This is a genomic window from Kitasatospora sp. Xyl93 (assembly GCF_055383135.1).
This window is the reverse complement of sequence record NZ_AP029185.1, coordinates 8,485,149-8,504,183: the sequence shown is the minus strand read 5'-3', so window position 1 is coordinate 8,504,183 and position 19,035 is coordinate 8,485,149. Positions and strand designations below refer to the sequence as shown.

The window sequence follows — 19,035 nt, the reverse complement described above, 5'->3', positions numbered from 1 at the left end:
CGGCGGACCGGCCCGCCCGGCCGGGGAGGGCCGGGGAGGACGGGCTCAGCGGCGGCGGGCCTCGGTGAGCCGGGTGGGGGCGGCGCCGAGCCACCAGGTGGGGTCGGCGCTGCCGTCGGTGGTGCGGCCGTCGCGGTGGACGTGGTGGCGCACGTCCCGTCCGGGCTCGGCGAACTCTCCGGCCAGGGCCCGCTCCAGCCACTCCGCCCCGAACCGGAAGGCCTCGGCCGCTACTCCCCCGAGCGGGTGGAACTCGTCCTCGTAGACCCGCAGTTCCTTCGGCGCCCGGATGCGCTCGAAGCTCTCCAGGGCCTGGCCGAGGTCGGTGAGCTCGTCGAACTCGCCGATCCCGTACAGCACCGGGCAGGCGATGTCGGCGACCAGGTCGCCCAGGGGCATCCGCTGGGCGAGGTCGCGGTCGAAGGCGTCCTCGTCGGTGTACCCGGCCATGTACATGTAGTTGTTCTTGAAGGTCGGCTGGGCGCGCTCGAAGATGGTCGCGAAGTCGCCGGTGACGGCCTCGAAGGCGGCGAGGGCGGCCAGGCGGCGGTCGGTGGCGGCCGCCCTGGAGCCCCAGTAGCCGCTCATCGAGATGCCGAACATGCCGATCCGGTCGGCGTCGACCTCCGGGAGCGCGGCCAGGTGGTCGAGGTAACGGCCGATCGCCCGCTCGTAGTTGGCGAGGTCGACGGTCAGCCCGCCGGCGCGGCTCTCGCCCTGGCCCGGCCCCTCGATGGACAGCGCGACCATCCCGCGCGAGGTGTAGTAGCGCTCGGCCGCCCAGATGTAGTCCTCCTTGATCATGTCCATCCCGGGGCCGAGGATGACGGCCGGCGCGTTCTCGACCCGGCCGGCCGGCAGGTGCAGCAGGGCGTGGATCCGCGAGCCCTCGAAGTCCAGCTCCACCCGCCGCACCCGGCCCCCGCGCAGCGCGCCCAGGCGCTCCACGCAGTGGTTGGCGCGCTCGCGCATGGCGGCCTTGCGCGGGTCGGCCGCGTCGAACAGCGAGTACTGCGCCCGGCCCCACATCACCGCGGCCCGGAGGTAGAGGTCGGCGGCGGTCTGCGCGAACCCGCCGCGCTCGTGGTGGGCGGCGCGCTCCTCGGCCTGGCCGGCCACCGTCGCCCACGCCTTGGGCAGCATCGCGCCGCTCCTGACCAGCGCGAAGACCTTGGCGAAGTCGGTGTGGTCGTGGCCCAGCTGCTCCATGGTCCCGACGGCCTCGGGGTGCAGCGCGTCGAAGCCGCCCTGGGCGAGGGCGATGTCCAGGGCCCAGCTCTGGCCGGTCGAACGGATGGTCATGGGTCTCCTCCTGGAGGTCCGTTTGCCTCAGTACTTAATGAATAAGTACTTAGTCATTAAGTACTGAGGCTAGGCTGTTGTCAACCGGGCCGCCGTCCACCCGTCCAGGAGGAATCCCGATGACCGAGCCGCAGCCCACCGACGACCGCGCCCGGGCGCTCGACCGCCTGGCCCGCGCCGCCTACCGGCTCAGCGCCGCCGACGCCCGGCTGCGCGGGCGCGCCACCCGCACCCCGGGCGCGCTCTCGCTCACCCACGCCCGGGCCCTGCGCACCCTGGCCGAACAGGGCCCGCTGACCATCGGCCGGCTCGCCGCCGGCACCGAGACCACCGGCGCCGCCACCACCCAGCTGGTCAACGGCCTGGTCGCGGCCGGCTACGTCACCCGCACCCGCCAGCCCGAGGACAAGCGCTCCGTGCTGGTCGCCCTCACCGACACCGGCCGGGCCCGGCACGACCAGCGCCAACGGGCGCTGGCCGAGGCCCTGCACACCGACCTGGCCGACTACGACGACGAGGCCCTGGATCGGGCCACCGAGGTGTTGCAGCGGCTGTCCGCCGTCTACGACCGGCTCTGAGCGCCTACGGCCGGCCGTACGGGGGGACGGCGGGCAGCGCGTCCGGCGCGTGCCGGCGGACGGCGTCCTCGGCGCTCGCGTGGACCGGGAACAGCGCGGTGGTCTCGGTGAGCTCCATGACCCGCAGCGTCCGCTCGGACGGGGCGACCAGCACCAGCGGGACGCCGTCGGCCAGCGCCCGCCGGCGGGCGGTGAGCAGCAGGTTGAGGCCGGTGGAGGTGAGCAGCTCCACGCCGGCGAGGTCGATCGCCAGCAGGGACGGGCGCCGGTCGAGCGCGGCGGCCAGCGCGCGGGCGGCGACGGACTCGCTGTCCAGGATCATGTCCCCGGCGAAGGAGCACACGAGGGCGTCACCGATCCTGGCGGTCTCGGACGTCAGGCACGGCGGCCCGCTCGCGCAGCTCGGGCCGACGCTGTCGGCCAGCAGGGACTGCAGCCGCTCCAGTGCCTGCCTGTTCATCGGGTCCACGCACACCATCTCCAGACGGAACCACCGTACGGGCCCTGTTCAGGCGGTTCGGATTGCATCCGTTCCACTCTTCGCCCAACCCGCCGGACATGTCAACCATTGCACGAATTATCTGTCGTGTTTTCGCTGTCGTGAAACCCGTGGCACTATCGTGGGGGGATGGACGACGGCACGACGACCGAACGGCAGTGGACCTTCCTGACCAATCACGCCCGCGTGCTGGTCCAGATCGCCCGGGACCCCGGCATCCGGGTGCGCGACATCGCCGCGCGCTGCCTGCTCACGGAGCGCGCCGTCCAGCGCATCATCGCCGACCTCGAACAGGCCGGGTACCTCAGCCACGAACGCCGCGGCCGCACCAACCACTACAGCGTCATCACCAGCAAACAGCTCCGTCACCCCGCCGACGCCGGGCCCACCATCTCCGAGCTCCTCGCCACCCTCCTGCGCTGAACCCGACCGCGCCGCCGCGGCCCCGGGCCGCGGCCGGCTGGTCCGGATGCCACCGTGCGCGTGCGGCGCGGCGCTCCTGCGGCGACGTTGAGGGGATGGACACCGTCATCGTGCTCGAACCCGATACGCCGGCCAACGTGCGGCTCCTCGGCCCGGACCTCCTGCCGGCGGACCCCGAGAACCCGGTGCGTCTGGCCCACGCCGCTCCCGCGGAGGCCTCAGGGGCCTGCGGGCCCCTCACCCTGTGCGGCCGGCACACCTCCGACATGACCCTCGCGCCCCACCGCTCCTCCGGCCCCGGCCGGCCGCACTGGAACACCTGCGGGGCGTGCCGGGACGCCGAGGAGGGCAGGGCGGCGCCCCGCTCGCCCCGCGCTCCCCGCACGCCCGACCCGGCCCACCCGGGCGGCGCCGAGGACGGCCCCCGGCCCGGGTAGCCGTCCTCCCGGTCCGCCGGACGGCCGCCCGGAAGCCGGACGGAGCCGGTCGGATCCGGTCGGAGCCGTCCGAAGCCGGTCGGAGCCGGTGGGGCTCAGGGCGCGGTGAACAGCCCGGGGAAGGCCGGGGCCAGCCACGGGCGGCGGCCCCAGGCGAACACCTTGCCGCGGGCGATGGCGCCGGTGGTGGAGCAGCGGCCCAGGGCCAGGAGGAAGAACGCCACCGGCTCGACGACGATCGTGCAGTCCGGGCGGCGCGGCGGCTCCTGGCTCACCACGGCGGCGCCGTCCGTGAAGGTCACCGCGAAGCCGCCCTGGCCCCGCAGCCGCAGCCGGTAGCAGGCGCTGTGGCCGGCCGCGGTGCGGGCGTCCGTCACCAGCGGCATGGCGGTGCGCAGGAACGGCATCGTCAGTTCGACCCGCCGCCGGTCGACGGGGTGCGGCCGGCCGAGGGCGACGGCGACGTCGTACAGGTGGGCCAGCATGTGGGTCAGCAGGTAGGCGCCGAGGGTGTCCAGGTCCATCCGCCCGAGCGGGGTCAGCACCGGTTCGGCGCCGGTGCGCGGGCCGGCCGCCGCCGCGAACTCCCAGGCCTGCCGGGCGATCTCCCCGGCCAGCACGGCCGGGTCCCGTTCGGGCCGCTCGGCCAGCGAGACCGCGTTCGCCGCGGCCAGCGCCCCCGGGGTGCCGTCCCCGTACGGCCGGTCCTCGCCGGCGGCCAGTGCGGCCATCAGCTCGTTGGCCATCGCCAGGTGGGCGGCCGCCTCGGCGACCGTCCACTCGGCTCCGGGGATCCGGGTGTCGCCGCGGCAGTCGGCGAGCAGGGCGACGGCCTCGTCGCCGACCGCGGTGACCGCCTCGAAGAGCGCGGTGCGTGCGGTACCGGAAGTGTGTTGAGGGAACGTCATGGTGGTGAAGACTGGACGACTCGCGCACCGCTGTCCAGTCCGTGCACGGCCGGAAGTCCCAGCACCGCGGCGGCCTGGGGCACGACGGGCGCCGCCGCTCGGCGCGTACCCGAACTCGGCGGCGCCGGACGGCCGTTGGGCGGCACCGGCGGCGCTGCGCGGAGCCGCCCGCGGAACCCCCGGCCGGACGGGCAGGGGCGGGGGCGGCCGTCAGGGCCGGGCGGGCGCCGGGTCCTGCACGCGGCCCTGCAGGGCCTTGGACAACTCGGCGACGCAGGAGGCGAGTTGACTTGTCGTCAACTGCGCCGGGTCGCCGCCGCACCCGCCGGCCGGTGCGGGCGGCGGCGCGGTGGGAGGCGCGGTGGACGGCTGCCCGGTGGGTGCCGGTCCGGTCGGCGCCGGTGTCGGGGCCGGGGCCGGCCGGCCGCCGCCGGGCGCGGTGATGTCGCCGCTCAGCGACACCAGGTTGGGCGTCACCGTGGCGTCGCCCGACAGGTCGATGTAGTCCTGGGTCTGCCCGTTGAAGTCCACGAAGCCGCGCCACATGTCCCGCCCGAACGGGACGATCTCCTGCAGTGCGCCGCCCGGCCCGGCGCTGATGGAGATCGAGGTCTGCTGCGCCATGTACGACACCATCCGGCTGGCCAGCACGTCCAGGTTCACCGCCGGGCCGTCGTCACCGCGCACGTACACGTGCAGGTCGTTGAGGCCGCCGCCGACCCGGTCGGCCTGCAGGACCGCGAAGGCCACCACCAGCTGCGAGGAGCTCTCCCGCGGCACCAGCGGCGTCACGTAGTACAGGTGGCCGTCCGCCTTCGAGCGCAGCAGGAACTCGCCCGGGTTGACGGCGTTGGTGGAGGCCGAGGTGTGGGCGTAGCCGAAGCCGCGGTCGTCCTTCGCGCCGCGGCCGCCGAGCCACTGGACCTCGTGGATCTGGGAGCGGACCACCGAGGCCGGGTAGACGGCTCCGGGAAGTTCGCCCGGCGCCACGTCCGCCCGGTACATCGCGTCCGGGCGGCCGTCCGGCGAGCCGCGCAGCACCAGCACCCCGGCCGGCTCCAGGACGGTGCGCTGGTGCCAGCCGCGCTGGCGGGCCACCGAGATCACCACCACGGGCTCGGCGGTGCGGGGGTCGGCGCCGTCGCAGTAGCCCCAGATGTCCTGGTCGCTGTAGACCAGGTCCGGGAACCGTTCGGCGAGCAGGTTGCGCAGGCTGACGGCCCCGGTGCCGGCGAAGGCCCGGCCGAACGCGTGCTCGCCGCGGAACGCGCAGGTGGCGACGGAGTTCGAGCGGCCGTCCCAGACGGCGACGCCCTCCATCGGCTGCTCGCCGGAGCCGTCCAGGACGGCCGTCCACACGCCGCCGCCCGGTGCGGCGTCGGGCAGGTAGTGCAGGCTGTGGCCCATCAGGTGGACCCCGGAGGTCAGGCCGGCGCTGTCGGTCAGCGCCTTGGTGGCCGCCGCGTAGGAGGCGGTGCGCGCCTCGAAGTCGAAGTCCGGCATCGGCGCGGTCTTCACGCAGGCCGGCACGTCCGCGGTGCCCACCAGGTCGCAGCGGCCGCCGTCGCCCGCGCGGGTGTGCTCGGTGACCGGCAGCACCGAGCGCGGGGTGCCCGCCCCGCCGGCGGGGATGTCGAGCACGGTGGCCGCCGCGTAGTAGCGGCCCTCGTCCTTGTCGTCGTCCCACAGCCCGGTGCCGGCCCGCACCAGCGAGCCGGCCAGCGCCAGCAGCACCGCCGCCAGCGTCAGGCGCGTGCGCCACCCGCGGTACCCGGCCCCGGACTCCCGGGCGACGTACGTGACCGCGACCACCGTGCCGCCCAGGCCGATCGCGGCCCAGATCCAGAACAGCGGCGCCGCGTCCAGCACGCCGCCGTTCGGCAGGAACAGCCGCTCGACCAGCAGCACGTAGCTCTGGTCCTGCTGCCCGAACCCGCCGAACACGGCGTGCTTGACCAGCCACACCAGCGCCGCGACCAGCGGCATCCACAGCCACCAGACGGCCAGCGCCAGCACACCGCGCCGGACCGCGCCCCGCCGGACATCACGCTTCGTCACACGCTCCCCCTCGGTCCGCGCCGCCCCGCCACCCGCCCGCCGGCCTCCGATCCTACGCGCCGCCCGGCCCCGTCCACAGGGCCCCAACCTCCTGCTCGCCCAGGGGGGTTGATGCCCGATGGCGGCCCGCCCGCCGCCGGCCGCGGCCGTGGGCCGGAGCCGGCCGCGTGTCCCGCGCCCGGTGCCGGGGGCGCGGCCGGCGCCCCGCCCGGCCGCCCGGGCGGTGGCGGACCGTAGTCGGATGGAAACGCTCGGCACTTGACAGGGGCTTGTGCGGGGGCGCGTACTGGAACAGGACAAACAGCAGACAGGGCCCTTGCTCCAGGTATCCGTTTGATATCCGTTGCCGGTTCGAAGCGGTGACAGGGGCGCGCCGGGATGCCGGGCATCCCCCGTGTCGCGCTCAGCCCCGTCGCCTTCGACGGCCGTTCTCGCGTTCAAGCGCCGCGCCCGCGCCACCGGACCGGTGGTGCGCGCGCAGTGGCGTTGCCGGGACCGGGGCCCGCAGGCCGGGTCCGAGGGGCCGCCATGAATTCGAAGTCGAAATCGGTCGATGCGGGAACGCGGGAGGCCGACCCCGGCGAACCGCCGGCGGGACGCCCCCCGGTCCTCGCGCGCACACCCCGGTCGGGCCGGGCGCCGCTGCCCGCGGCGCTCGCCGACGCGCGGGGCGCGCGTGCGGGGACCGGGGACGGGTCCGGCCGGACGGCCGCCCGGTGCGCCCCGCGTTTACGGCGACGGGCACGCCGCGCCGCGGGTGCCCGACCGCACGACGCGAGCCGGACGACGGCGCCCGCCGGGCCCGGGCCTGCCGCAGGCCGTCCGCCGCACATCGCCCGCACCGGTGCCCTGCCGCACCTCCTTCCCGCGGGCCGTGGCCCGCGCCCTTCGGCGCGGGGCCCGAACTGCGGCCCGTACGCGGAAAGGTGGGCACCATGGTGCTCGATTCGACGACGCTGCACTCGAGCATCGAGGACCCCGTCCTCGACCGGATGAACTTCCTGAACGAGATCACGTTCAGCTACCCGGACGCGGTGTCCTTCGCCCCGGGCCGCCCCTACGACGGCTTCTTCGAGGTCGAGGAGGTCCACGCCCACCTGCGCCGGTACGCGGCGTACCTGGAGAGCCGGGGCGCGGGGCCGGCCGAAGTGCGCAGCCGCTTCTACCAGTACGGGCCGGCGGCGGGGCAGATCCGGGAGCTGGTCGCGCACTCGCTGCGGCAGGACGAGGGGCTGGAGGTCGCGCCCGAGGCGATCGTGGTGACCGTCGGTGCGCAGGAGGCGATGTTCCTGACGCTGCGCACGCTGTTCGCGACGCCCCAGGACGTGCTGCTCCTGGTCACCCCGTGCTACGTCGGCATCATCGGGGCCGCGCGGCTGCTCGACGTCCCGATGGTCGCGGTGCCCGAGCGCGACGGGCGGCTGGTGGTGGCGGACCTCGACGAGGCGGTGCGGGCGCAGCGCGCGGCCGGCCGCCGGCCCAGGGCCGTCTACGTGGTGCCGGACCACGCCAACCCGACCGGGTCCACGCTGGACCTCGCGACCCGCACCGCGCTGCTCGAACTGGCCGAGCGGCACGGGCTGCTGGTCCTGGAGGACAGTCCCTACCGGCTGAGCGGCCCCGGTCCGCGCAGCCCCATGCTCAAGGCGCTCGACGGGTCGGGGTGCGTCGTCCAGCTCGGTACGTACTCCAAGACGCTGTTCCCCGGCGCGCGGGTCGGCTACGTGGTGGCGGACCAGGAGGTGCGCGACGCCCGGGGGCGGGTGCGGCTGCTCGCGCAGGACCTGGCGAAGGTCAAGAGCATGGTGACGGTCAACACCTCCTCGCTCAGCCAGGCGGCCGCGGCGGGTGCGCTGCTCAGCGCGGACGGGCGGCTGTCCGTCCTGAACGCCCGGGCCGCCGAGCACTACGGCCGCTGCATGGCCGACACGCTCGCGCAGCTGGACCGGTGGCTGCCCGAGGGGCGCCGCCGGGAGCTGGGGGTCGACTGGAACCGTCCCGACGGCGGGTTCTTCCTCACCCTGCGCACCGGTTTCCGCACCGGCACGGCGGCGCTGGAGCGTTCGGCCCGCGAGTTCGGCGTGATCTGGACGCCGATGGAGTTCTTCCACCCCTTCGGCGGGGGCGAGCAGGAGATCCGGCTCGCCATCAGCTGCCTGACGGCCGGTCAGGTGGCCGAGGGCGTGGAGCGGCTCGCCCGGTTCGTGGAGGCGCTCAGCACCGAAGCGCCCGGCGGCGGTCGGCACGGCGACGGGACGCCCGGCGGGAAGCACGGCAACGGAACGGAGAGTGACGCATCATGACCGCGACCCTGGACCGGGCACCGACCGCCACGGCCCCGCGCATCCTGAGCGTGGGCACCGCCGTGCCACCCGAGCACTACTCCCAGGAGGAGCTGCTCGACCTGTTCGGCATCACCGACCGCAAGGTGCGCTCGGTGTTCCTGCTGGGCTCCATCCAGCAGCGTTCGCTGGTGCTGCCCCCGGCGGCGCCCGACGGCACCCGGCTGCGGGAGAGCCAGGGCGACCTCCTGGACAAGCACAAGGCCTGGGCCGTGAGCATGGGCTCGGAGGCGCTGGCCCTGTGCCTGAAGCGGATCGGGGCCGCGCTGTCCGAGGTGGCGTACCTGTGCTGCGTGACCTCGACCGGCTTCCTCACCCCCGGGCTGAGCGCGCTGCTGATCCGCAAGCTCGGCATGGACTGGCACACCGCGCGCGCCGACATCGTCGGCATGGGCTGCAACGCCGGGCTCAACGCGCTGGCCGTGGTCGGCAACTGGGCCGCGGCCAACCCGGGCAGGCTGGCCGTGATGGTCTGCTCGGAGGCCTGCTCGGCCGCCTACACGATGGACTCCACGATGCGCACGGCCGTGGTCAACAGCCTCTTCGGCGACGGCGCCGCGGCGGTCGCGGTGATGGCCGATCCCGGGCCGCGGGACCGGGAGCGACCCGAGGAGGAGCAGGAGGAGGAGCGGGGGGCCGGCGACCGGCTCGCGGGGCCCCGGATCCTGCGGACCGCGAGCGTGACGATCGTCGACGCCATCGACGCGATGCGCTACGACTGGGACCGCGACCAGGGCCGCTTCAGCTTCTTCCTGGACCCGCAGATCCCCTACCTGGTCGGCGCGCACGTGGAGGGCGTCGTCGACCGGCTGCTGGAGGGCACGTCGCTGCGCCGCGACGACGTCGCGCACTGGCTGGTGCACTCCGGCGGCAAGAAGGTCATCGACGCGGTCGCCGTCAACCTGGGGCTGACCCGGCACGACCTGCGGCACACCATCACCGTGCTGCGCGACTTCGGCAACGTCTCCAGCGGCTCGTTCCTCTTCTCCTACGACCGGCTCCTGAAGGAGGGCGTGGTCCGCGCCGGGGACTACGGCGTGCTCATGACCATGGGACCGGGTTCCACCATCGAATCCGCGCTCATCCAGTGGTGACCCAACCCGACGCAAGGGAGACAGCCATGCCTGTCAACGTCCTCCTCGGAGGCCCGGTGCTGCACGTGGACGGCCGCCGGGAGATCTCGGCCGAAGCGACCCGCGCCCTGTCCGACCTCTGCGACGAGGCGGAAGCCTCCGGAGCCGACTTCGCGACCCTGTTCCTCTCCGGCGCCCCGACCGGCGAGGAGGTGGCCAAGGCCGCCGACGTCGCCGCCGTCACCAAGTGGGAGCGGGCCGTACGGCGCTTCGAGCGGCTGCGGATGCCCACCCTGGCCGCGGCCGGCGGGGACTGCGGCGGCACCGCGCTGGACCTGCTGCTCGCCTCCGACATCCGGGTGGCCTCGCCGGACCTGCGGCTGCTGCTGTCCTTCCAGGGGCAGGCCACCTGGCCGGGGATGGCCGGCTTCCGGCTGGTCCAGCAGCTCGGGCTGGCCCCGGCGCGCCGCTCGGTGCTCTTCGGGGTGCCGATCACCGCCCGCGAGGCCCTGCAACGGTGCCTGGTGGACCAGGTGAGCACCGACCCCGGGCGCGCCCTGGCGGCCGCCGCCCGGCTGCTGCGCCGGCTGTCCGGCCCCGAACTCGCGATCCGCCGCCAACTGGCCTTCGACGCCCAGTGGATGAGCTTCGAGGACGCGCTCGGCCCGCACCTGGCCGCCTGCGACCGCGCGCTGCGGCGCACCCGGACCGCCGACGAGGTGACGGCGTGAGCACCGCGGACACCCGGGCCCCCGCCGCCCCGCCGGCCCCCGCCACCGCACGGGGCCGCCCCGCGGACCGGCTCGACCGGGCCGCCCGGCCGCTCGCCCCGTTCCCCGACCCCGGCCCGCGCACCGGCGAGCAGCGCGCCCGCACCGAGCGGCTGCTGGAGGCCGGGCGCGCCCAGCGCACCGCCTTCCTGGACCACCACGCCGAGCCGCTCTACGACCGGCTCACCGCGGACCGCACCCGCCGCCCGCGGCTCGACGCCCTGGTGGAGGACGCCGCCTCGGCCGTACCCGGCCTGGTGCCCACCCCCGCGCAGCTGCGCGCGGACCGGGCCGCCCCGCCCGGGGAGCGCCTGGGCTACGAGACCGACGTGGGCGTGCTCCTGCGCGGCCTGCTGCGCTGCCCGGCCGCCGGCGGGCACCTGATGGACTCCATGCTGCGGCCCACCGGTCGCGCCCTGGGCCTGCTCGCGGAGTTCCGGGCCACCGGGACGGTGCGGCTGGAGACCACGGAGCTGGAACGGCGCGCTGGGGTGGCCCGGATCACCATGTGCGCCGGGGACCGCCTCAACGCCGAGGACGAGCAGCAGGTCGACGACATGGAGACCGCGGTCGACCTCGCGCTGCTGGACCCGGGCTGCGAGATCGGGCTGATCCGCGGCGGCGAGATGACCCACCCGCGCTACGCGGGCCGCCGGGTGTTCAGCGCCGGCATCAACCTCAAGCGCCTGCACGCGGGCGAGATCACCCTCACCGGCTTCCTGCTGCGCCGGGAGCTCGGCTACCTCAGGAAGCTGCTGCTCGGCCTGCGCACGGACGAGCCGTCCTGGCGCTACCCGCTCACCGACATGCCGTGGGTGGCGGCGGTGGACGGCTTCGCGATCGGCGGCGGCATGCAGCTGCTGCTCGCGGTGGACCACGTGCTCGCGGCCTCCGACGCCTACCTGAGCCTGCCGGCCGCGCAGGAGGGGATCGTCCCCGGCGCGGCGGACTTCCGCCTCCCCGCGGTGACCGGCCCCCGGCTGGCCCGGCAGATCATCCTCGGCGGCCGGCGGGTGCGCGCGACCGACCCCGAGGCCCGCGCCCTCGTCGACCGGGTCGTCGACCCGGCGGACCTCGACGCGGCCGTGGAGCGCGCCGTCGAGCTGCTGCGCGACCCGGCCGTCACCGCCAACCGCCGCATGGTGAACCTCGCCCTGGAGCCGGCCGACGGATTCCGCGCGTACATGGCCGAGTTCGCCGTCCAGCAGGCGCTGCGCATCCACGCCGCCGACGTGCTCGGCAAGGCGGGCCGCTTCTCGGCCCGGCCGCCCGGGTGACGCCCACCGGGCCCCCTGACCCCCCGCACTCCCCCGCCGCCGCCCGGCGGCCGGCCCCCGAACCCCGAACCCCGAGGAGACCGAGATGACCAGCCCCTTCGACGACCCCGACGCCGCCTACCTGGTGCTCGTCAACCCCCGGGGCCAGTACTCGCTGTGGCCCGCCTTCGCGCAGGTGCCGCCGGGCTGGCGGATCGTCTACGGCCAGGGCGCGCGGGACGAATGCCTGGCCTACGTCGACCGCACCTGGAGCGACCAGCGTCCGCGGCCCGGCGCCCCGGTCACCGCCACGAACGGCAAGGAGGTCGCCGCACCATGATGGGCCCGGGCCCGCTGATCACCGTACGGGCCGACCCCGGCGACGAGGCGGCGCCGGCCCGGGGGCGGGTGAGGCCCGGCACCGCCCGGCGGGTCCTGCCCTACCTGCGGCCCTACCGCCGGCAGATCGTCGCGCTGCTGAGCCTGACCGTGCTCGACGCCGTCGTCACCGTCTCCACGCCGCTGCTGTTCAAGGTGCTCATCGACCACGGCATCGTGCCCCGCGACCGGGGCGTGGTGGCCGGTGCCGCCGCCGCGGTGGCGGGCCTGGCGCTGCTGCAGGCGCTGGTGGGCTTCCTGGTGAGCCGCAGTTCGGCGCGCATCGGCGAGGGGCTGATCTACGACCTGCGCACCGAGGTCTTCGGGCACGTGCAGCGCCAGCCGCTCGCGTTCTTCACCCGGACCCAGACCGGTTCGCTGGTGAGCCGGCTGAACACCGACGTGATGGAGGCCCAGCAGGCGGTGACGGTGCTGCTGTCCAACGTGCTCTCCAGCCTGCTGGTGCTGGGCCTGGTGATCGTCACGATCTTCTACCTGTCCTGGGTCGTCGGCCTGGTGGTGCTCGTCACGGTGCCCTTCTTCGTGCTGCCGGGCCGGATCGTGGGCCGCCGGCTGCAGCGCAACCTGCGCACCTCGATGCAGCTGGACGCCGAACTCGGCTCGCTCATGCAGGAGCGCTTCAACGTGGCCGGCGCGCTGCTGGTCAAGCTCTACGGCCGGCCGGACGGCGAGGGCCGGCGCTTCGCCGAACGCGCGGCGCGGGTGCGGGACGTCGGCGTGGTCACCTCCGTCTACGCGCGGATGCTGCTGGTGACGGTGACGCTGCTGGCCTCGCTGGCCACCGCGGTGGTCTACGGCGTCGGCGGCGAGCTGGTGATCGACGGGACGATCCAGATCGGCTCGCTGGTGGCGCTGGCCACCCTCCTGGCGCGGCTGTTCGGGCCGATCAACCAGCTCTCCAACCTGCAGTCGAACTACCTGACCGCGCTCGTCTCCTTCGACCGGCTCTTCGAGGTGCTGGACCTCAAGCCGCTGATCGTGGAGCGGCCCGGCGCGGTCGCGCTGCCCCCGGCCGGCCCGGCCGGGGCCCCGGAGGTCGAGTTCGAGGACGTCTCCTTCCGCTACCCCCGGGCCGGGGAGGTCTCCCTCGCCTCGCTGGAGACGCTGTCGCTGCCCGTCCCGGAGCGCTCCGGCGACGCCCACGCGCTGCGCGGCGTCAGCTTCCGCGCCCCGGCGGGCCGGCTGACCGCGCTCGTCGGCCCCTCCGGCGCGGGCAAGACCACCGTCAGCCAGCTGGTGGCGCGGCTGTACGAACCCACCGAGGGCACCGTGCGGATCGGCGGCCACGACGTGCGCGACCTGACCCTGGCCTCGCTGCACGCCACCGTCGGCATGGTGACCCAGGAGGCGCACATGTTCCACGACACCATCCGCGCCAACCTGCTCTACGCCCGGCCGGGCGCCAGCGAGGCGGAGCTCGTCGAGGCCTGCGAGGCCGCGCAGGTCTGGGACGTGGTCCGGGCGCTGCCCGACGGCCTCGACACCGTCATGGGCGACCGCGGCTACCGCTTCTCCGGCGGCGAGAAGCAGCGCCTGTCGATCGCCCGGCTGCTGCTCAAGAAACCGTCCGTGGTCGTGCTCGACGAGGCCACGGCGCACCTGGACTCGGAGTCCGAGGCGGCCCTGCAGCGGGCCCTGTGGACCGCCCTGTCCGGCCGCACCGCCCTGGTGATCGCGCACCGCCTGTCCACGATCCGCGAGGCCGACCAGATCCTCGTGCTCAAGGACGGGCACGTGGTCGAACGCGGCCGGCACACCGAACTCGTCGACGGCGGCGGCCTGTACGCGGAGCTGTACCGCACCCAGTTCGCCGACCCGCCCGCGCCGCGCCCCGACCCCGCGCCGCCGTCGGCGAACGGCCACCGCGACCTGCCCCCGCTGGCGCCCGGCGGCGGGCCCCTGCGCGTACTGCCGCCGCCCGAGACGGCGGGCAACCCCGGCCAACCCGAACGGAGAGCACGATGACCCAGTTGACGGTCGAGGACGTCTGGCCGCTGTCCCCGCTGCAGGAGGGACTGCTGTTCCACGCCTCGTACGACCAGGACGCGCCCCGGGACGTGTACGTGGGGCAGCGGATCCTCAACCTCGACGGCCCGCTGCGGCCCGACGTGCTCGAGGCGTCCTGGCAGGCGCTGCTGGAGCGGCACGCGAGCCTGCGGGCCGGCTTCCGCTCCCGCGCGGCCGGCGACACCGTCCAGGTGATCGCCAAGGGCGTGCGGATCCCGTGGACCTACGCCGACCTCGGCGGCCTCGGCGAGCAGGAGGCCGAGGCGCGGGCCGCGCGGCTGGCCGAGGTCGACGCCCGGCGCTTCGACCTCGGCGTGCCGCCGCTGCTGCGGGTGCTGCTGCTGCGGGCCGGCCCCGAGCGGCACCGGATGGTGGTGACGATGCACCACATCCTGATGGACGGCTGGTCGCTGCCGATCCTGTTCGGCGAGCTGTGGGCGATCTACGGCAACGACGGCGACCCCTCGGTGCTGCCGAAGGTGCCGCAGTACCGCGACTACCTGGCCTGGCTGGTGCGCCGGGACAAGGACGCCGCGCGCCGGGCGTGGCAGGAGATGCTGGTCGGCACCGAGGGCCCCACCCTGGTGGGCCCGGGCGACCGCGGCGGCCCGCCGGTGATGCTGCGGCACGTGATCGACCGGATCGGCGACGACCTCGCCGAGCGGCTGCGGGAGACCGCGCGCGCCTCCGGGGTGACCCTCAACCGGGTCTTCCAGGTCGCCTGGGCGCTGCTGGTGGGCAAGCTGTCCGGCCGGCTGGACCCGGTCTTCGGGGCGACCGTCTCCGGCCGCCCGGCCGAGGTGCCGCAGGCGGACCGGATGGTCGGGCTGTTCATCAACACCGTGCCGGTGCGGGTGCCGCTGGACCCGGCCCGGCCCTTCCGCGAGGCCATGACGGCGCTGCAGGACCAGCAGGCCGCCCTGCTGGACCACCAGCAGCTGAGCCTGCCCGAGATCCAGCGCGCCGGCGGCCCGGGCGCGGTGTTCGACACCCTGATGGTCTTCCAGAACTATCCGCGCGGCCCGATGGTGGCCCCGTCGATGCGCTCGGCCGTGCCCGACGGGCCCCCCGGGGCGGCCGGGCCCGAACCCCCCTCGCCGCCGGGCGAGGGCCTGGGCGGCACGGCGCTGCGCAGCGGGCGGCAGAGCGGCGGCCCGCTGCCGCAGGGGCCGCCCGAGCCGCCCAGGCCCTCGCCCGGGCCCGGGGGTCCGGACGGGCCCGGGGGTCCGCCGCAGGGGCCGTCGCAGGGGCCGCCGCCCTCGCTCTTCGGGGCGGGCCCGGCCGGCCTGCGGATCTCCGCGGGCGGCGGCGAGGAGGCCGCGCACTACCCGCTGACCGTCGTGGTCACCCCGACCGACGACATCGAGCTCCGGCTGGACTACCGGCCCGACCTGTTCGACGAGCGCACCGCCCGCGCCCTCGTCGACCGGATGCTGCGGATCCTGCGCCAGGTCGCGGAGGACCCCGGCGTGCCGCTGGGCCGGCTCGACGTGCTGACCGGCGACGAGCGCCAGGGCCTGGGCGGGGGCGGGAACCCGACCCGCCGCGACCTGCCGGGCGCCACGCTCGCCGAACTCCTGGAGCGGCAGGCGCGCCGCACCCCGCGGGCGGTGGCCGTGGTGGCCGGGGAGCGCGAGCTGACCTACGCCGAGTTGGACCGGCGGGCGAACCGCCTGGCGCACCGGCTGGCCGGGCTCGGCGTCGGCCCGGAGACGCTGGTGGGCGTGGTGGCCGAGCGCTCGCCCGAGCTGGTCACCGCGCTGCTGGCGGTGGTGAAGACCGGCGCGGCCTACCTGCCGATGGACGGCGCGCACCCGGCCGCCCGGCTCGCCGCGGTGGCGGCGCAGGCCGGCGCGGCCGTGGTGCTGGTCGACGAGCCGAACGCCGCGCGGGGCCTGGCCGACGCCGAACTGTTCGGCCCCGCCGAGGTGCTGCGCCTGGAGCCGGACCCCGCGGACGGCGACTCCCCCGCCGGGGCCGGGCCGGACGAGGCCTTCCCCCCGGTGCCCGTACGGCCGGAGAACCTGATGTACGTCATCTACACCTCGGGGTCCACCGGGCTGCCGAAGGGCGTCGCGGTGACGTACGGCAGCGTCGTCGCGTTCTGCCTCGACGAGTGCTGGTCCTCCGAGACCCTCGAACGGGTGCTGGTGCAGGCCAACCACGCCTTCGACGCCTCCACCTACGAGATCTGGACGACGCTGCTGCACGGCGGCCGGCTGGTGCTGGTGCCCCCCGGGGACATCGACACGGTCGAGCGCGGCCGGCTGATCGCGGCCCAGAAGGTGACCAGCGTGCACGCCACGGCGGGGCACTTCCGGGTGCTCGCCGAGCAGGCCGCGCACATCTTCGGCGGGGTGCGCGAGGTGTCCACCGGCGGCGACGTCGTCTCCGCCAACGCCGTGCGCACGCTGCTGCGCTCCCACCCCGGCCTGGTGGTGCGCACCACCTACGGCCCGACCGAGTCCACGGCGTTCGCCACCCAGCTGCCCTTCACCGACCCGGAGGCGGTGCCCGACGCGGTGCCGCTGGGCCGGCCGATGGACAACACCCGGGTGTTCGTCCTGGACGCGTTCCTCAAGCCGGTGCCGGTCGGCATGACGGGCGAGCTCTACCTGGCCGGGGCCGGGCTGGCCCGCGGCTACCTGGGCCGGGCCTCGCTCACCGCGGAGCGCTTCGTCGCCTGCCCCTTCCCCGCCGAGGGCGAGCCCGAGGGCGCGCGGATGTACCGCACCGGCGACCTGGCGCAGTGGACCGAGGACGGGCAGCTGCTCTTCCTCGGCCGCGCCGACCAGCAGCTCAAGATCCGCGGGTTCCGCATCGAACCGGCCGAGGTCGAGGCCGTGCTCGCCGCCCACCCGGACGTCGCCCAGGCGCTGGTGGTCGCGGTCGAGGACGGCGGCGGCCACAAGCGGCTGGCCGGGTACGTCGTGCCGGCCGGGGACGGGCAGGCCTCGCCCGAGCCGCGGGCGCTGGAGGAGTACCTCGCCGGGAGGCTGCCCGACTACATGGTCCCGGCCTCGGTGACCGTGCTCGACGCGCTGCCGGTGACGGCGAACGGCAAGGTCGACCGGGCCGCCCTGCCGCCGCCCGACTTCTCCGGCCGGGCGGCCGGGCGCGCCGCCGCCACCGACACGGAGGAGCTGCTGTGCCGGCTCTTCGCCGAGGTGCTCGGCCTGGAGCAGGTGGGGGCGGAGGACTCCTTCTTCGCCCTCGGCGGCGACTCGATCACCTCGATGCTGCTGGCGGGGCGGGCCCGCAAGGCCGGCCTGACCGTCACCCCGCGCCAGATCTTCGAGCTGCGCACCCCCGCGGAGCTCGCGCGGGTCGCCGAGTCGGTCGACGACGGCGCGGCGGAGGGTGGCGAGGACGTCCCCGGCGGCCCCGTCCCGCTGACCCCGGTGATGCGCGAGATCGCGGCCCGCACCGGTTCGCCGGCGCGCGCCGGCAGCCAGGCGATGGTGCTGACCGCGCCGCCCGGTCTGACGGCCGAGCGGCTGGCCGCCGTGCTCGGGGCGGTCGTCGGGCGCCACGACGTGCTGCGGGCCCGGCTGGAGGGCGAGGACGCGGACGGGCGGCTGGTGGTCCCCGAACCCGGGGCGCCCTGGGCCGTGCCGGTGGCGGACCTGGTGACCCGGGTGGAGGCGGCCGGCCTCGACGGGGAGCGGCTGGACGCGCTGATCGACGACCAGGCCGCCGCGGCCGAGGCCGCGCTCGCGCCGCACGACGGCGTGATGCTGCGGGCCGTGCTCCTGGACCGCGGCGCCGGCGACACCGGCCTCGTCCTGCTGGTCGCCCACCACCTGGTGATCGACGGCGTCTCCTGGCGGGTGCTGATGCCCGACCTGGCGCTCGCGGACGCGGCCCTGGACGCCGGGGGCGCGGACGCGGCGCGGGCGGCGGTCGCCGCCGAGCCGACCTCCTTCCGCCGCTGGGCGCTCGCCCTGGCGGAGCGGGCCAGGGCGCAGCAGACGGTGGACGAGCTGCCGCTGTGGCGGCGGATGCTCGAGCGGAGCGAGCCGCCGCTCGCCGGCCGGCCGCTGGACCCGCGGACCGACACCGTGGGAGGCGGCCTGTCCAGCGCCGAGCTGAGCGTCCCGGCGGCGACGGCGGGACCGCTGCTGGCGGCGCTGCCCGCCGCCTACCACGCGGGAGTGGACGACGTGCTGCTGGCCGGGCTCGCCGCGGCGCTGGAGGAGTGGCTGCGGGCGCGCGGGCGGCCGGTGCCGGAGGGCTTCCTGGTCGACCGGGAGGCGCACGGCCGGGTGCCGATGTCCGAGGACATGGACCTGACGCGGACCGTCGGCTGGTTCACCGCCGTCCACCCGGCGTGGCTGGAGACGGGCCCGGTCGACCCGGCCGAGGTCCGGGCGGGCGGCGCGGACGCGGCGCGGCTGATCAAGCGGGTCAAGGAGCAGCTGCGGCAGCGGCCGGGCGACGGCCTGGGCTACGGGCTGCTCAGGTACGCCAACCCGGCCACCCGTCCGGTGCTGGAGCCGCTCGCGGCGCCGCAGATCGGGTTCAACTACCTGGGCCGGTTCGGCGGTTCGGGGCCGGAGGCGGGCGCCCGGGGCGGGGAGCCGCGGGCGGGCGCGTCCCCCTGGACGCCGGCGGTCGGGCACGGGTCGCCCGAGGGTGGTGTCGACGCCTCGACGCCGCTGCGGCACGTGCTGGAGATCAACGGCTCGGCGCGGGACCTGCCGCAGGGCCCCGAGCTGCGCTTCGTCCTGGAGTCGCCGCGCGGGCTGCTCAGCGGGGAGGAGCTCGGCGACCTCGCCGGGCGCTGGCGGGCCGTGCTCGAAGGGCTGGTCCGGCACGCCTCCGAGGGCCCCGGAGGTCACACCCCGTCGGACTTCTCGCTGATCTCGCTGGGTCAGGAGGACATCGACGAGTTCGAATCCGCCTTCGGCGGCGCGGCCGGCGACTGACCCGGCCCCGGCGGCGCTCCCGCGGCGGAGCGGGGTGGGGTCCTCCGGTCCGGCC

14 protein-coding genes are annotated in these 19,035 nt (G+C 75.7%); 10 read left to right on the top strand and 4 right to left on the bottom strand.

What is annotated here, in order from left to right:
- Window positions 1–45 precede the first annotated feature (45 nt).
- Window positions 46–1,302, bottom strand: a complete 1,257-nt coding sequence (locus ACZ5GH_RS36905; RefSeq protein ID WP_464336571.1) for an alpha/beta hydrolase — start codon at window positions 1,300–1,302, stop codon at window positions 46–48.
- Between the two features lie 119 nt (window positions 1,303–1,421).
- Here ACZ5GH_RS36905 and ACZ5GH_RS36900 point away from each other — a divergent pair, with 119 nt between their 5' ends.
- On the top strand, window positions 1,422–1,880 hold the full coding sequence (locus ACZ5GH_RS36900; protein WP_387754605.1) for a MarR family winged helix-turn-helix transcriptional regulator: 459 nt from the start codon (window positions 1,422–1,424) through the stop codon (window positions 1,878–1,880).
- Window positions 1,881–1,884: 4 nt separating this feature from the next.
- On the opposite strand, the gene ACZ5GH_RS36895 is transcribed toward ACZ5GH_RS36900, so the two are convergent.
- The gene (locus tag ACZ5GH_RS36895; RefSeq protein WP_387754602.1) at window positions 1,885–2,340 is read right to left on the bottom strand and encodes an STAS domain-containing protein; all 456 of its coding nucleotides are present in this window, start codon (window positions 2,338–2,340) and stop codon (window positions 1,885–1,887) included.
- Window positions 2,341–2,508: 168 nt separating this feature from the next.
- Here ACZ5GH_RS36895 and ACZ5GH_RS36890 point away from each other — a divergent pair, with 168 nt between their 5' ends.
- On the top strand, window positions 2,509–2,802 hold the full coding sequence (locus ACZ5GH_RS36890; protein ID WP_387754599.1) for a helix-turn-helix transcriptional regulator: 294 nt from the start codon (window positions 2,509–2,511) through the stop codon (window positions 2,800–2,802).
- 95 nt (window positions 2,803–2,897) lie between these two features.
- Window positions 2,898–3,239 (top strand): hypothetical protein, encoded by a 342-nt coding sequence (locus ACZ5GH_RS36885; RefSeq protein WP_464336570.1) that lies wholly within the window; start codon window positions 2,898–2,900, stop codon window positions 3,237–3,239.
- Window positions 3,240–3,334: 95 nt separating this feature from the next.
- Here the strand turns inward: ACZ5GH_RS36885 and ACZ5GH_RS36880 are convergent, their stop codons facing one another.
- Complete coding sequence (locus tag ACZ5GH_RS36880; RefSeq protein ID WP_387754595.1) at window positions 3,335–4,147, bottom strand: maleylpyruvate isomerase family mycothiol-dependent enzyme; 813 nt, start codon at window positions 4,145–4,147, stop codon at window positions 3,335–3,337.
- A gap of 210 nt (window positions 4,148–4,357) precedes the next feature.
- Window positions 4,358–6,205: a hypothetical protein gene (locus ACZ5GH_RS36875; RefSeq protein WP_464336569.1), complete on the bottom strand. Its 1,848-nt coding sequence runs from the start codon at window positions 6,203–6,205 to the stop codon at window positions 4,358–4,360.
- A gap of 935 nt (window positions 6,206–7,140) precedes the next feature.
- Here ACZ5GH_RS36875 and ACZ5GH_RS36870 point away from each other — a divergent pair.
- From ACZ5GH_RS36870 to ACZ5GH_RS36840, 7 genes are all read left to right on the top strand, one after another.
- A complete protein-coding gene (locus tag ACZ5GH_RS36870; RefSeq protein ID WP_464336568.1) occupies window positions 7,141–8,508 on the top strand; it encodes an aminotransferase-like domain-containing protein in 1,368 nt (455 codons plus the stop codon).
- The gene (dpgA, locus tag ACZ5GH_RS36865; protein WP_387754588.1) at window positions 8,505–9,641 is read left to right on the top strand and encodes a 3,5-dihydroxyphenylacetyl-CoA synthase DpgA; all 1,137 of its coding nucleotides are present in this window, start codon (window positions 8,505–8,507) and stop codon (window positions 9,639–9,641) included. The genes ACZ5GH_RS36870 and dpgA overlap by 4 nt, the downstream gene beginning before the upstream one ends.
- 26 nt (window positions 9,642–9,667) lie before the next feature.
- Entirely contained in the window at window positions 9,668–10,351 is a 684-nt protein-coding gene (gene dpgB / locus ACZ5GH_RS36860; protein ID WP_387754585.1) for an enoyl-CoA-hydratase DpgB, read from the top strand.
- Window positions 10,348–11,667 (top strand): (3,5-dihydroxyphenyl)acetyl-CoA 1,2-dioxygenase DpgC, encoded by a 1,320-nt coding sequence (dpgC, locus tag ACZ5GH_RS36855; protein WP_464336567.1) that lies wholly within the window; start codon window positions 10,348–10,350, stop codon window positions 11,665–11,667. Before dpgB ends, dpgC begins: the two co-directional genes overlap by 4 nt.
- A gap of 85 nt (window positions 11,668–11,752) precedes the next feature.
- Window positions 11,753–11,986 carry an MbtH family protein gene (locus ACZ5GH_RS36850; protein WP_387754580.1) on the top strand — a complete coding sequence of 78 codons (234 nt, stop codon included), beginning with the start codon at window positions 11,753–11,755 and terminating at the stop codon, window positions 11,984–11,986.
- Window positions 11,983–14,010: an ABC transporter ATP-binding protein gene (locus ACZ5GH_RS36845; RefSeq protein WP_387754577.1), complete on the top strand. Its 2,028-nt coding sequence runs from the start codon at window positions 11,983–11,985 to the stop codon at window positions 14,008–14,010. Before ACZ5GH_RS36850 ends, ACZ5GH_RS36845 begins: the two co-directional genes overlap by 4 nt.
- Window positions 14,007–18,980: an amino acid adenylation domain-containing protein gene (locus tag ACZ5GH_RS36840; RefSeq protein WP_464336566.1), complete on the top strand. Its 4,974-nt coding sequence runs from the start codon at window positions 14,007–14,009 to the stop codon at window positions 18,978–18,980. The genes ACZ5GH_RS36845 and ACZ5GH_RS36840 overlap by 4 nt, the downstream gene beginning before the upstream one ends.
- Window positions 18,981–19,035: the final 55 nt, after the last annotated feature.

Bases quoted from the DNA above. Each gene is read 5' to 3' on its own strand.
- ACZ5GH_RS36890 (WP_387754599.1), top strand. From the start codon at position 2,509: ATGGACGACGGCACGACGACCGAACGGCAGTGGACCTTCCTGACCAAT.
- ACZ5GH_RS36900 (WP_387754605.1), top strand. From the start codon at position 1,422: ATGACCGAGCCGCAGCCCACCGACGACCGCGCCCGGGCGCTCGACCGC.
- ACZ5GH_RS36870 (WP_464336568.1), top strand. From the start codon at position 7,141: ATGGTGCTCGATTCGACGACGCTGCACTCGAGCATCGAGGACCCCGTC.
- ACZ5GH_RS36885 (WP_464336570.1), top strand. From the start codon at position 2,898: ATGGACACCGTCATCGTGCTCGAACCCGATACGCCGGCCAACGTGCGG.
- dpgA (WP_387754588.1), top strand. From the start codon at position 8,505: ATGACCGCGACCCTGGACCGGGCACCGACCGCCACGGCCCCGCGCATC.
- dpgB (WP_387754585.1), top strand. From the start codon at position 9,668: ATGCCTGTCAACGTCCTCCTCGGAGGCCCGGTGCTGCACGTGGACGGC.
- ACZ5GH_RS36880 (WP_387754595.1), bottom strand. From the start codon at position 4,147: ATGACGTTCCCTCAACACACTTCCGGTACCGCACGCACCGCGCTCTTC.
- ACZ5GH_RS36840 (WP_464336566.1), top strand. From the start codon at position 14,007: ATGACCCAGTTGACGGTCGAGGACGTCTGGCCGCTGTCCCCGCTGCAG.
- ACZ5GH_RS36845 (WP_387754577.1), top strand. From the start codon at position 11,983: ATGATGGGCCCGGGCCCGCTGATCACCGTACGGGCCGACCCCGGCGAC.
- ACZ5GH_RS36895 (WP_387754602.1), bottom strand. From the start codon at position 2,340: ATGAACAGGCAGGCACTGGAGCGGCTGCAGTCCCTGCTGGCCGACAGC.
- ACZ5GH_RS36905 (WP_464336571.1), bottom strand. From the start codon at position 1,302: ATGACCATCCGTTCGACCGGCCAGAGCTGGGCCCTGGACATCGCCCTC.
- ACZ5GH_RS36850 (WP_387754580.1), top strand. From the start codon at position 11,753: ATGACCAGCCCCTTCGACGACCCCGACGCCGCCTACCTGGTGCTCGTC.